Source organism: Flavobacterium sp. 1355, from assembly GCF_017833415.1.
Lineage (GTDB): Bacteria > Bacteroidota > Bacteroidia > Flavobacteriales > Flavobacteriaceae > Flavobacterium.
Genome location: NZ_JAFICC010000015.1, coordinates 100,712 through 114,419 on the forward strand (window position 1 = coordinate 100,712; position 13,708 = coordinate 114,419).

At 36.2% G+C, this 13,708-nt stretch carries 12 protein-coding genes; 11 read left to right on the forward strand and 1 reads right to left on the reverse strand.

What is annotated here, in order from left to right:
• Positions 1-664: 664 nt before the first annotated feature.
• Positions 665-1,444, reverse strand: coding sequence for an META domain-containing protein (locus JOD96_RS18735; RefSeq protein ID WP_209565752.1), 780 nt, complete (start codon positions 1,442-1,444; stop codon positions 665-667).
• A gap of 265 nt (positions 1,445-1,709) precedes the next feature.
• Here JOD96_RS18735 and nirB point away from each other — a divergent pair, with 265 nt between their 5' ends.
• The 11 genes from nirB (at position 1,710) to JOD96_RS18790 (ending at position 13,672) form a co-directional block, all read left to right on the forward strand.
• On the forward strand, positions 1,710-4,223 hold the full coding sequence (gene nirB / locus JOD96_RS18740) for a nitrite reductase large subunit NirB (protein WP_209565753.1): 2,514 nt from the start codon (positions 1,710-1,712) through the stop codon (positions 4,221-4,223).
• A 266-nt stretch (positions 4,224-4,489) separates the two neighbouring features.
• Complete coding sequence (gene nirD, locus JOD96_RS18745) at positions 4,490-4,867, forward strand: nitrite reductase small subunit NirD (RefSeq protein WP_209565754.1); 378 nt, start codon at positions 4,490-4,492, stop codon at positions 4,865-4,867.
• A gap of 231 nt (positions 4,868-5,098) precedes the next feature.
• Positions 5,099-5,683 (forward strand): DUF4202 domain-containing protein, encoded by a 585-nt coding sequence (locus tag JOD96_RS18750; RefSeq protein WP_209565755.1) that lies wholly within the window; start codon positions 5,099-5,101, stop codon positions 5,681-5,683.
• A gap of 4 nt (positions 5,684-5,687) precedes the next feature.
• Positions 5,688-7,499: an ATP-binding protein gene (locus JOD96_RS18755; protein WP_209565756.1), complete on the forward strand. Its 1,812-nt coding sequence runs from the start codon at positions 5,688-5,690 to the stop codon at positions 7,497-7,499.
• 675 nt (positions 7,500-8,174) lie between these two features.
• A complete protein-coding gene (locus tag JOD96_RS18760; RefSeq protein ID WP_209565757.1) occupies positions 8,175-8,834 on the forward strand; it encodes a response regulator transcription factor in 660 nt (219 codons plus the stop codon).
• 167 nt (positions 8,835-9,001) lie between these two features.
• Positions 9,002-10,480, forward strand: coding sequence for an MFS transporter (locus tag JOD96_RS18765; RefSeq protein ID WP_209565758.1), 1,479 nt, complete (start codon positions 9,002-9,004; stop codon positions 10,478-10,480).
• A 74-nt stretch (positions 10,481-10,554) separates the two neighbouring features.
• The gene (locus tag JOD96_RS18770) at positions 10,555-11,814 is read left to right on the forward strand and encodes an alginate export family protein (protein WP_209565759.1); all 1,260 of its coding nucleotides are present in this window, start codon (positions 10,555-10,557) and stop codon (positions 11,812-11,814) included.
• A 137-nt stretch (positions 11,815-11,951) separates the two neighbouring features.
• Complete coding sequence (locus tag JOD96_RS18775) at positions 11,952-12,317, forward strand: hypothetical protein (protein ID WP_209565760.1); 366 nt, start codon at positions 11,952-11,954, stop codon at positions 12,315-12,317.
• Between the two features lie 229 nt (positions 12,318-12,546).
• The gene (locus tag JOD96_RS18780) at positions 12,547-13,167 is read left to right on the forward strand and encodes a class I SAM-dependent methyltransferase (RefSeq protein ID WP_209565761.1); all 621 of its coding nucleotides are present in this window, start codon (positions 12,547-12,549) and stop codon (positions 13,165-13,167) included.
• A 77-nt stretch (positions 13,168-13,244) separates the two neighbouring features.
• The gene (locus JOD96_RS18785; protein ID WP_245188450.1) at positions 13,245-13,517 is read left to right on the forward strand and encodes a hypothetical protein; all 273 of its coding nucleotides are present in this window, start codon (positions 13,245-13,247) and stop codon (positions 13,515-13,517) included.
• Positions 13,517-13,672, forward strand: a complete 156-nt coding sequence (locus tag JOD96_RS18790) for a type II toxin-antitoxin system RelE/ParE family toxin (protein ID WP_209565762.1) — start codon at positions 13,517-13,519, stop codon at positions 13,670-13,672. Before JOD96_RS18785 ends, JOD96_RS18790 begins: the two co-directional genes overlap by 1 nt.
• Positions 13,673-13,708 lie beyond the last annotated feature (36 nt).

A 13,708-nucleotide genomic window follows, 5' to 3' on the forward strand; every position in this document is an offset into this window, starting at 1 on the left:
AAAGCTGGAGTGAAATACTTTGGCGAATTGCTTTGTCGACCCCCTTGTGTGGTCCTTCGTTCCTCAGGATGACAAAGCTGGAGTGAAATACTTTGGCGAATTGCTTTGTCGAGCTCCTTGTGTGATCCCTCGTTCCTCGGGATGACAAAGCAGGAGTGAAATACTTTGGCGAATTGCTTTGTCGAGCTCCTTGTGTGGTCCTTCGTTCCTCAGGATGACAAAGCAGGAGTGAAATACTTTGGCGAATTCCTTTGTCGAGCCCCTTATGTGGTCCCTCGTTCCTCGGGATGACAAAGCAGGAGTGAAATACTTTGTCGAATTGCTTTGGCGAGCCCCTTGTGTGGTCCCTCGTTCCTCGGGATGACAAAGCTGGAGTGAAATACTTTGTCGAATTGCTTTGTCGAGCTCCTTGTGTGGTCCTTCGTTCCTCAGGATGACAAAACTGGAGTGAAATACTTTGTCGAGCTACTTGTGGTCCTTTTCCCGATCCCGAAGCGTCGGGACGGGATCGGGACGGATCAGGATGACAAAACAAAACGCAAAAAACTCCACAAAGCAATTCGACAAAATCTGTAATTTTGAAGAACGAATGAACACAAAAGAACTCCATACAAAGTTTGTCATCCTGACATACGTTGTGTTTTATAACATACGGTGAGTAATTTTAATCTACTTTCTTAAAAACAATCAGTTTTCCGGTAGGATTAGACAACGTCAATCTGTTATTTTCTATTGAATATGTGGTAGAATTTTGCAATGCTTTCAAAAATTCAGCTTCCTTATTTCCCTGCTGGCACGCCATTAAAGTCGAAACTACTTTTGTAAACCGCAGTACATCTTCCTCATAAAAGATTTGGCCTGTGATGGCATTACAGCCACCAAAACCAGAAAATCTATTTTCGGCAGAGTTAATTTCCATACGGGGAAATTCTTTCTGGAAATCGGTAATAAAAACTTTATAACCATTTAATTCTTCCAGAACCCAAATATCATGCAATCTATAATCTGTAATATATTTACCGCAGCCGGTTAGTTTTTTAGTCTCCAGGTCTCTGTTATTTTTTATTTCAATTTTTGCACTGTAAGGAGACACAGCACCCGACATAGAATCCTGACAATCTAATTGTTGAATAGTCACGGTCGCCGAAGTTTTATCATTTTGCAGATTGTACATTTTGACATTGGCATCCATTGCGGGAATTGGGGTTGCCGAATCAAACGTTACGCTTTCCATTCCTTTTATCAGGGAGGTAAAAACGGTCTTCTCCTTCCCTATTTTAATCCCCCAGAAAGGCTCATTTCCATTTGCTTTAAAATAATAATTCATATCATCTACCTGTTCAGTTACAGGATTGGATTGTTTTATATCAGAACTTTTTCCGGCCGTAGATTTACAACCAACGGTCACGGAAAATACTAGCAATAATAAAAATATTTTTTTCATAAGATTTCTATTTGATACTGTTTTAAGAAAAATACAAGTAAAATTCTTATGAATTTACGATTTATTTTTGAGATTATTATTTAGAATCTTTTCAAATTTAGTTAAATAATAATAATTGCGATTCCTCTTTATCCTACGCCAGACAACAGATTACGATAAAATACGTAATTCTCAAATCAATTAAGAGAACAAAAATTGAATACAATACGTATTTTTATAAGTATAAATACTTATATTTGCGTAGTAATACTTAATTGAAGAAATCATGATTAGAGTAATAGTAGTTGGAAACGGCATGGTTGGTTATAAATTTTGCGAAAAATTCATTGCAAAATCAGGACAGGAAAAGTATCAGATCACTGTATTTGGAGAAGAACCGAGACGCGCTTATGATCGCGTGCACTTAAGTGAGTATTTTGGAGGAAAAACAGCAGATGATTTGGCACTCTCTACAAGCGACTGGTATGCAGAAAACAATATTATTCTAAACACATCTGAATTAATTACAGATATTAATCGTGATGTTAAAACAATACATACACACTTAGGAAAAACACATACGTACGACTACTTAGTTCTGGCAACAGGCTCTTCTGCATTTGTACCGCCAATAGAAGGCGTAGAAAAAGAAGGCGTTTTTGTATACAGAACTATCGAAGACCTGGATGCTATTATGGCATACGCCAGAAAAATAAAACAAAAAGGAGCAACAGAAGCCGCTGTTTTGGGAGGCGGCCTATTGGGTCTTGAAGCTGCAAAAGCGGTTAGGGACCTGGGATTGAACCCTCATGTGGTGGAATTTGCGCCACGCCTGATGCCAAGACAATTAGATCAGGGAGCAAGCGATATGCTTAAATCCAAAATAGAAGAACTGAATATCGGAATTCATCTTAACAAGGCAACCCAATATATTGACGGAAAAGAAAGTATAACAGGAATGATGTTTGCAAACGACGAATTGTTAAAAGTAGACATGTTGGTTATTTCTGCCGGAATTAAACCCCGCGACGAACTGGCAAGAGTTTCAGGACTGGAAGTTGGCGTAAGAGGCGGAATTGTGGTAAACAATCAAATGCAGACATCAGATCCTTCTATCTTTGCGATTGGCGAAGCGGCACTTTATAATCAGAACATTTACGGGCTTGTTGCTCCGGGTTACGAAATGGCCGATGTAGCCGCTGAGCAAATCTTAAACGGTTCTAAAACCATGAGAGAAACCATCGATATGTCGACACAATTAAAATTAATTGGCGTTGAAGTAGCGAGTTTTGGTGACCCATTTATCGAAAACGAACAGGTTACTGCCATTGTTTATGAAAATAAACTGAGCGGTGTTTATAAAAGAATCAATGTTACAAAAGATTCTAAAACTTTACTGGGCGGAATTCTGGTGGGAGATTCAAGTGATTATAATTCTCTTTTTCAGATTTATAATAATGGAATCGCGTTGCCTAAAAACCCGGAAGACTTAATTTTAGGCTCACGCGACGGTTCTGAAGGTTCTTCGATGGGAAGTGTGATGGACTTGCCGGATACAGCCGTAATCTGTTCTTGCGAAAATGTAACAAAGGGCGCAATATGCTGTAAAATCCTGGACGAATCCTGTGCTTCTTTATCAGATGTTGTCAAAGCAACCAAAGCAACATCTGGCTGTGGCGGCTGTAAACCAATGGTTTCTGATTTGGTAAAAGCGACTCAAAAATCTTTAGGCAAAGAAGTAAAAGAAGTGATCTGCGAACATTTCAGTTATACGCGTCAGGAATTATTCGACTTAGTAAAAATCAACAAATACGAGAATTTCTACGATGTTTTGGATCATCACGGAAAAGGCGACGGCTGCGAAGTATGTAAACCTGTTGTAGCCTCAATTTTCTCCAGTATCTATAACGACACAGCCAATAAACACGTAACCACTCAGGATACAAACGACAGATTTTTGGCAAATATTCAGCGAAACGGAACCTATTCTGTAGTGCCAAGAGTAGCCGGAGGAGAAATTACAGCCGAAAAACTTATCGTAATTGGTGAAGTGGCCAAACAATTTGATTTGTACACAAAAATTACCGGAGCGCAAAGAGTAGATTTATTCGGCGCGCATTTAAGTGATTTGCCAAAAATCTGGAAAATATTAATTGACAATGGTTTTGAAAGCGGTCATGCTTACGGAAAATCGCTTCGTGCCGTAAAAAGCTGTGTTGGAAATGCATGGTGCCGTTACGGAATGGACGACAGCGCGGGATTTGCAATTGAACTCGAAAACAGATATAAAGGAATTCGTTCTCCGCATAAATTAAAAGGTGGTGTTTCGGCCTGCATTCGCGAATGCGCAGAAGCCCGTGGAAAAGATTTCGGATTAATCGCTGTTGAAGGCGGCTGGAATTTATACATCGCCGGAAATGGTGGTGCCAATCCAAAACATGCTGTTTTACTAGCCGAAAAAATCGACAAGGAAACGGTTATTAAATATATGGACCGCTTTCTGATGTATTACATCCGCACTGCCGGTCCGCTAATCAGGACTTCGACCTGGCTGGAAAAACTGGACGGCGGCCTGGATTATCTGAAACAGGTAATTATTGAAGACAGTCTGGGAATCTGCGAAACGCTTGAAGCCGAAATGCAGACTTTGGTAAATACTTTTGAATGCGAATGGAAACAGGTATTGGAAAAACCAAGATTATTAAAACGTTTCAGCCATTTTGTAAACTCTGACGAAAAAGACGATAACATTGCTTTTGTTCCGTTAAGAGATCAAAAAGCGCCAAAAGCCTGGTCGTAATTTATCAAAATATAGAATTAAAGTGACGGAGTTCTTTTTTGCCACAGATTTCACAGATTAGAATGATTAATCTTTTAATCCTTTAATCTGTTGCAAAATAAACAGCCTTCAAAACTCATTCTTAATAAGTGCAAAAATAAGCTCCAAAAAAAAAGAAAAAATCATTAAACGTTTGCTGTCCTTCTTACCCTCTTTTTTACTGCGCCATCAAAACTCTCTTGATTGTAAAAAGAGGGCTAAGAAACAGGAACAAAAATCTAATCAAAATGGAAGAAATCTTAAATCAATATGAAACTGTACATGCAAGTGATGCGACAATCTGGTTCAAAGCCGGCAAAGTAGAAGATTTTCCAACAAACCGAGGCGGATGCATTAAATATAAAAACAAACAAATTGCGATTTTTAATTTTGCACGCCGCAACGAATGGTATGCCTGTCAAAATGCATGTCCGCATAAAATGGAAATGGTTTTGTCAAGAGGAATGACAGGATCTGCAGATGATATCCCTAAAATCGCCTGTCCTATGCATAAAAAAACCTTTTCTCTTGTTGACGGTTCCAACCTGAACGGTGACGATTTGAAAATTGCAACTTATCCCATTAAGATTGTTGATAACGACGTATTTGTTGGGTTTGTGGACTGATTTACAAAATCTTATCATTTCGGGGAACGAGAAATCGCACGCGGGATTCTACAGATTGGGTAATTTATTTTGCAAAGTTTCTAGTGTGATTCTCGTTCCCCGAAATGACAAAACTGCCGCAAAAATTAAAAATGCTTAGCAACACTTAGAATTTAATTCGTGCTAATTCAAGAAATCCGTCGCAAAAAAAACTTAATTCCGTATCTTTGAAATCTATTATCAACCAAAAAAATGAATACACCTTTTCAAAAAGCGAGTGAATGGATTGATGCCGAAAACGCTCAGGATCCGAACATTGAATTAGATCAAAATACCGAATATCCAAAAGAATTATTGTATTCGAACAGGATGTATGAAAAACTGATGCAGTTTGAACCAAACGCTTCAGAAGAAGTTCAGATTGCCTCAAAAGCACAACATATCTGCAGGTGGAAAGTAGCACGCGAATCGTATCCAATGAATCGCGTTGGATATCTGAAATGGCGGGAAGAACTCAAAAGATTTCACGCTAAAACTACCGCAGAAATATTAGAAAAAGCAGGTTACGACCAGGCTTTTATCGATCGCGTTTCCTTTTTAATCGAAAAAAAATTACTCAAAAAAGACGCAGAGACCCAATTGCTGGAAGATGTGATCTGTCTTGTATTTTTAGATTATTACTTAGAACCTTTCGTTCAAAAACATGATGAAGAAAAACTAAAAAACATCATCAAAAAAACCTGGGACAAAATGTCGGACAAAGGACATGAGGAAGCACTGAAAATCAATTATTCTGAAGAAAACTTAAATTTAATAAAAGCTTCTTTAGGATTATAACAGTATGAAAAAAAGCAATCAGGAAGCTGCAGAAAAAATCACTTTCAAAAATTTACGCCGTCTGTATTTTTTTGCGCTTCTTACTATTGCCTTAACCATAATTATAAGTCAGATTCTGGTTCAGTACAACCTTAACCAGCAGTTAAGCGATTCTAAAATCATCAATTTTTCGGGCAAACAAAGAATGCTGAGCCAGAAAATTGTAAAAGAAGTATTGATTTTACATTATGTTTCTGATACTGCCTCTGCCCGTCAGATCTTGCATTTAAAGGAAGTTGTATCCCTTTGGAAAAAAAACCAAAATGCACTCGAAAAAGGAAATGACAGCCTTGCTTTTCCAACAGAAAAAAGCCCGACACTCAATAAACTATACCTTGAAATCAATCCGATTTTCAATAAAATAGCGCAGACTACAGATTCTTTTCTGCTGAATTTACAACAGAAAAAACAATCAGCCGAAAATCAAAAACTCGTTCAGACTATTCTGGAAAACGAAGGTTCATTTCTCTTAAAAATGAATCAGATTGTAACCCAATATGATCTTGAAGCACATGAAAAAGTAACTGAACAGCGCCGAATCGAATACTGGATTTTTGGTTTTACACTACTTGTACTTCTATTAGAATTCTTTTTTATTTTTAAACCGACAAATAAGAAAATCGAAAAATTAATTGCCAAACTTTTATCTTCTGAAAAGAAAGCCTTAAAACTGGCATACGACACCGAAATCATTAGTGAAATAAAAGAAAACTCGGTAAAAGAATTAAAATCGCTCAATTATGCGATGGAGAATACTTTATTGTACTGCCGCATTTCTCCAGACGGATCGATCATTCACATTGGTGAGAAATTTGCCAAACTTTTAAATTACACCAAGTTTTCATCCAACAAAAAATTCTCTGAAGTGCTTACTGCAGACGAAAAAGAACAGGTTAATTTTGACCGTTTGATTTTTGAAAAACAGCGCAGCGGCTGGCAGGGCGAAATCAGTATCATCAATAAAGAACAGCAGACTATTTGGCTTGATTTATCAATGGTTCCGGTAATGATCAAAAAAGACGAATTAGAACTTTTGATTGTCTGTTTTAATATCACCGAACGCAAAAAAGCGCAGCGTGAAGTAGAACGTTTAAATCTTGAAAACACAACCGAAAAAATCAATCAGCAAAAGATTATTTCGAGCAAAATTGTCGAAAATCAGGAAAACGAACAAAACCGTATTGCCAAAGAAATTCATGACGGAATTGGCCAGATGCTGACGGGATTAAAGTTTAGTCTCGAAAGTATTAACCTCGACGACAGAGAAAAAGCAGAACAAAAAATCGAGTATTTAAAGAAACTTTCGCTTGATATCATCAAAGGTGTAAGAACGGCAACTTTCAACTTAATGCCTCCGGAATTAAGTGACCACGGAATCGTTTCCTCACTTTCAAAACTAACTCAGGAGCTTTCAAAATTAACCGGAAAAGAAATCCTTTTCTACAACAAAACCGATTTTGATCAGCGGTTAGATTCCTTAATCGAAATCAATATTTACCGTCTTACCCAGGAAGCGATAAATAATGCCATAAAATATGCCGAATCATCGCATATAATTGTCGGACTTTCGCATAGCGACACGCTGTTGAGCATTGTTGTAGACGACAACGGAAAAGGTTTTGACATCAATTCTGTAGACAAAAAACGAAACAGCGAATCCGGAATGGGACTTTTATTTATGAAAGAAAGAATTCAATACGTCAACGGACGCGTTTTCATGAACTCCATACCAGGCGAAGGAACAAGAATTACTTTTAATATTCCGATATTGAAGTGAACTTCCAATTTTTAAAACCCAAATTCCAACTCTTTACGGTTAGAAAACTTTGTCAATTTTAGCACTAAACTTCTATACATAAATCACGCTGAGCGAAGTACGTCTCTCACGTTGAGCGAAATACGTAATGTCAGGCTGAGCGAAATACGTCTGTCACGTTGAACGAAATACGTAATGTCACGTTGAACGAAATACGTAATGTCAGGCTGAGCGAAGTCGAAGCCCCACAAGCAACCCTATAATCAATAATACTAAATCTAAAATCTACCCTCTAAAATCAAAAAATAATAATGGCGAGACAGCATTACGATAAGAGGACAAATTTACTTTGCGCGTATACGCCCTCTTATCGCAATGCTGTCGGGCTGTCCGCGCTACTTCGGTAGCCTGCTCCCATCCCTCTCGCGGGCAAATCGTTTTCAAAAAATCTTTTTTTGTCATCCAGACGCCCGAAGGATGAATATTACTTAACATTTCCTGTCCAAAACTTTGCCAAAGTTTGAAACTTTGACAAAGTTGAAACGCTCCGGTATTTGCAATTTGGCACTTATAAATTAGAGTTTAATTTTTCTAATGTTATTTTAATATTAGAATTACTTTTAAAAAAAGTACGTATATTAGCATCTTCTTTTAGATGAATATACGTAAAAATTCAGAATCAAAATTAAGTAAACTATGAGTAATATCATTCGTGTGGTGCTGGCAGATGACCATGTTTTTGTTAGGGATGGAATAAAATCTTTATTAGAAAACGAAGCAAACATTGAGGTTGCAGGTGAAGCAATTGACGGAGCAGATGCACTTGAAGTAGTAGCAGAAACTAAACCTGATTTACTTATAGTAGATATTCGTATGCCAAACTTAACCGGTATCGAGGTAGTAGAAAAACTTAGAAGTGAGAACAATAATGTAAAAATCATTATGCTTTCGATGCACGAATCTGAAGAATATGTATTGAAATCAATAAAAGCCGGAGCCGATGGTTATTTGCTAAAAGGTTCAAGCAAGGAAGAATTTTTAAAAGCACTTCATACTGTTGCAGGCGGAGGAAAATACTTTAGCGGTGACATTTCTTCGATTTTAATCAGTCAATTAACAAATCCGGCTGCATCTTTTGAACCTAAACAAAATTTAGGTGACGAAATGATGATTACCAAAAGAGAAAAAGAAATCCTGACGCTTTTACTATCCGGCAAAGGAAACAAGGAAATTGCAGAAGCGCTTGACATTAGCAAAAGAACGGCAGAAGTGCACCGTTTTAATTTGATGAAAAAGCTGAAAGTAAAGAACTTAATGGAACTTTCTAATAAAGCTACGGAATATTCTCTTCTCTAAATCTGCTTAAAAGATAAAAATCATATTCTTAAAATAGTATTTTAACAAAATAACGAATCATTTTTATGATGTTGTGAAATCTTCACATTTAGATAAAAATACTTAATTAAAAAATACGTATTAATACTTATAAGTACTTACATTTGATTATACAAAATCTAAGTACTATGAAAAACACAAACTCTTTATCAAAATCACACAAGATTTTATTCTTGAATACTTTGGCCTTTACCGTATGTTTTGCATGCTGGACATTAAATGGTGTATTAGTTACTTTTTTAGTAGATAATGGAATTTTTCATTGGAGCGTCGTACAAGTAGGCTGGCTGCTTGGAATTCCGATTTTGACGGGCTCAATAATGCGATTACCAATCGGAATCCTGACGGATAAATTTGGAGGCAAATACGTATTTTCTCTTTTACTTCTCCTCTGCTCCATTCCTTTATTTTTACTACCGCTGGCCGACAGTTTTTTTATGTTTGCTTTACTGAGTTTTTTCTTCGGAATGGTAGGAACAAGTTTTGCAGTCGGAATTGGCTATACCTCAATTTGGTATCCAAAAGAATGGCAGGGACGCGCTTTGGGAATTTTCGGAATGGGAAATGCCGGTGCCGCAATCACTACTTTTCTGGCTCCTTCCTTATTAAATCATTTTTCTCTTGCAGATGCTCAAAATGGGTGGAAAATACTTCCGGTTATTTATGCGGTTGCGCTTCTTGTAATCGGAGTTGCATTTTTGATTTTTGCTGAAAACAAAAAAATAGAAAACCAGACAAAAACGGTTTCACAAATGCTTACATCCTTAAAAAGTGCCCGTGTATGGCGTTTTGGGGCCTATTACTTTTTGGTCTTCGGTTGTTTTGTGGCCTATTCGCAATGGTTATTGCCCAACTTTATGAATGTTTATCAAACCAGTTTGGTAATGGGTGGTTTGTTTGCCACCATGTTTAGTCTGCCGTCAGGCGTTATAAGAGCCTTTGGAGGATACTTATCTGATAAATTTGGTGCCAGAAAAGTTATGTACTGGGTATTGAGTTCATCTGTAATTCTTAGTGCCCTCTTAATGATTCCAAAAATGGAAATCATAACTGCTGGTCCCGGTATTTTGGCTGCAAAAAAAGGAGTGGTAAAAGAAATTAATTCAAAATCTGTAAAAATTGGCGATAAAGAATATCCTATAACCCAAAAAGCATCGATAGTAAACGAGAATGCCATTTTTCCGACCAGTTCGAGCTGGCAGGATGTTGTGGTCTCTCAAAATCAAAATGTTGCAAAAAAAGAACTGATCGCAAAAGGCGTTACGGTGATTAAATTTGATGCCAATATGTGGGTCTTTTTAGTTTTAGTAATTTTAATTGGAATTTCCTGGGGAATCGGTAAAGCAGCTGTTTACAAACACATTCCGGAATATTTCCCGACAGAAGTTGGGGTTGTCGGCGGTATGGTAGGCATGATTGGCGGACTGGGAGGCTTCTTCGGACCTATTATTTTTGGATATCTCCTGACTGCAACTGGAATCTGGTCGAGTTCATGGATTTTTATATTACTGTTCTCTGCCATTTGTTTGATCTGGATGCATTATACCATTACAAAAATCATGAACGAAAAGCAGCCCACTTTATCTAAGGTTATTGACAGACAATAAAAACAATAAAATGATTTTTGTCAGAATATTTATGAAAATTTATTCTTTAAATTTGGACCATCAAAAATTCAATTATGAAAAAATTAAAAACTATCATTTTATTCCTTTTGGGAGCTGTATGCGTAGAAACACAGGCGCAGGAATTGGATGTAAATTTACAAATCAGGCCTCGTTTTGAGTATAGAAACGGTTACAAAACATTACTGCCATATGGTCAGAAAGGAACATCGCAGATTTCGCAGCGTTCAAGATTAAACTTCGATTATAAACAAGATGAGCTAAAAGTAAAATTAACGCTCCAAAATACCAGAACCTGGGGAGACGTAGTTCCGGCTACACCTGCAGACAAAAATGGAGTTGCGGTTTTTGAAGCCTGGGCACAATACAATTTTAACGAAAAATGGAGCACCAAATTAGGAAGACAGGTTCTTTCTTATGATAACCAGCGTATTTTAGGTGAACAGGATTGGGGACAGCAGGCACAAAGCCACGATGCCGCTACGGTAACATATCAGACAGAAAATCAAAAATTAGATTTTGGAGGCGCTTATAATTCTACTGCAGAAAATGTAATACAGACTCCTTATACTGTCGCTAATTACAAAGCAATGCAATTTGCATGGTATCACAGAAAATTTGAAACTCTTGAAGCAAGCTTTTTGCTTTTAAATACCGGTTACGAATATGCTAACGCCGATGCTAAATTGCTGATAGATTACAAACAAACATTCGGTCCATACATTACATTCAAGCCAGGAAAACTGGATTCTAATCTTTGGGTTTACGGACAAACAGGAAAAAGCACCGACCAGAAAGTAAGTGCATGGAATGCCGGGGCAAATTTGAATTATGCATTTTCAGAAACTTTTAAAGCAGGTCTTGGATTTGAATTTTTATCTGGTAAAGATATGAATGACGACAGTACGGTTATCAAATCTTTCAATCCTATTTTTGGAACAAATCACGGGTTTAATGGTTTTATGGATTATTTTTATGTTGGAAATCACTTGAACAACGTTGGTCTTGAAGATGCATTTTTGAAATTCAACTATACCGTAAACAAATGGCAGTTTTCTTTAAGTCCGCATGTATTTTTGGCTCCAAGCAAAGTTGTAACAACGCTAAATGAAGAATTGGATTCTTATCTGGGGACTGAAGTTGATTTTATGGCGACCTTTAACTTTAAAAAAGACATTGTTTTAACGGGAGGTTATTCTCAAATGTTTGGCTCAGAAACGTTAGAATTCATAAAAAGTGGAGATGCAAGCCATACCAACAACTGGGCATGGCTGATGATTTCTGTAAATCCTCGAATTTTTAGCTGGAAAAAATAGTTTTTCTTCAAAATTAACATATAAATTTTACCCTTTTCCTATTTCGGAGAAGGGTATTTTTTTTTATGTACCAAAAACGTATTATCTGCTTTAATTAGTTATATTTGAACCGATTATGAACCCCCAATTCTATCCCAATGAAACCATTTCTAAAATTATCCATGTTAACCTTTTTTGTAACGCACACTGGTATCGCTGAAAAATACAATGATGCCTTAATTTCAAAAAACTCAGAAATAAATTTTGCAAAAACACAAAAAAGAGGAATTAAAAAAAACAACATTATTTATTATGTTGAAAATGATTTACAAACGATATCTGCCTACAAAAAAAGCAAATTGAAATGGCAGACCAATGTAATTTCGGTTTGCGGAAAACCAAAAGTGGGAGACCCTCAAATAAGATATGTAGGATATAATACAAACAAACTGCTTATCGTTATGGGAAAACATAATTTTGCAGAAATTGACATAAATAGCGGCATAACAACACTTGTGGGTTAAGAGAAAAAAAGCAGACTCCCCAGCCATAACAATAATTTGAATTGCATTAATGATTTCTGTAATCCCAGAGTTTTTGGCTGACAGAAATAAAAAAGACTTAAAATCATATAAAACTACCCTTTTCAAAATTTAGAAAAGGGTAGTTTTTTATTGGTACATTTGATACATCAAGAAACTTGAGTTTCAAAAAAAACATCTTTTAAAAAAATTAAATTCAAAAATATAAATCATGAGCAACTGGATTCAGCGATGGGACGACCGGTATAGTAGTGAAGAATTCGCATACGGTGAAGCACCCAACAATTACCTAAAAGAACAAATCGAAAAACTAAATCAAGGCGCTATTCTTTTTCCTGCCGAAGGTGAAGGCAGGAATGCCGTTTTTGCTGCAAAATCAGGCTGGAATGTCTCGGCTTTTGATATTAGTGCAGAGGGGAAAAACAAGGCAATTCAACTAGCTGAAGCAAATAATGTCTCCATTGATTATCAAATTGGAGAATTGGAAACACTAGATTTTCAGGAAAAACAATTTGATGCGATTGCTTTGATTTATGCTCATTTTCCGGCAGAAATAAAATCGGCTATTCACAAGCAGCTCGATAAACTTTTACGCAAAGACGGTATTATTATTTTCGAAGCTTTTAGCAAAAAACATCTGGAATATTTAGCTGTAAATGAAAAAGTAGGCGGGCCAAAAGACATCGAATCTTTATTTTCTATTGAAGAACTTAAAGCCGATTTCCCAAATTACGAAATCATTGAACTAGAAGAAAAAGAAATAGAACTCAACGAAGGTTTATTCCATAACGGAACAGGCTCTGTAATTCGATTTATCGGTAGAAAAAAATAAATTATACCTGAGTTAAGATGTATTGTGTTGTCGTTTCTACACAATGGTTTCAAAAATTACTTTAAAAAACTATTCTCTTGGAAGATATTCGTAAATTTGAAAAAATTAGCAATGTGATGGATTTACAAACTAGAAAAATAGAGTTTGTTCAGAAGTTTTTAAAAATTCAAAGTGAAGAATTGATTTCTCAACTTGAAAATTTATTAAAAAACAAAAGTACTTTCGATGATAATGATTTTTTCAATCCAATGTCAATTGAAGAATTTAATAATAGAATAGACCAATCAGAAGAGGATTTTAAAAATGGAAGACACAAAACTACTTCTCAACTTCTAGAAAAATACAAGTAATGAAATTGAAAATTGTATGGTCGCAATTTGCAGAAAATGAAATTGATAAAATTTATAACTATTATCTTCAAAAAGCAGGAATTAGAGTTGCAAGAAAAATTATCAAGGAAATAATCTCTGAACCCAACAAACTTATAAGCAGAACGCAATTCTGAAACTTCTAAAATCTCAATACGTTTGCCTTTGTTTGT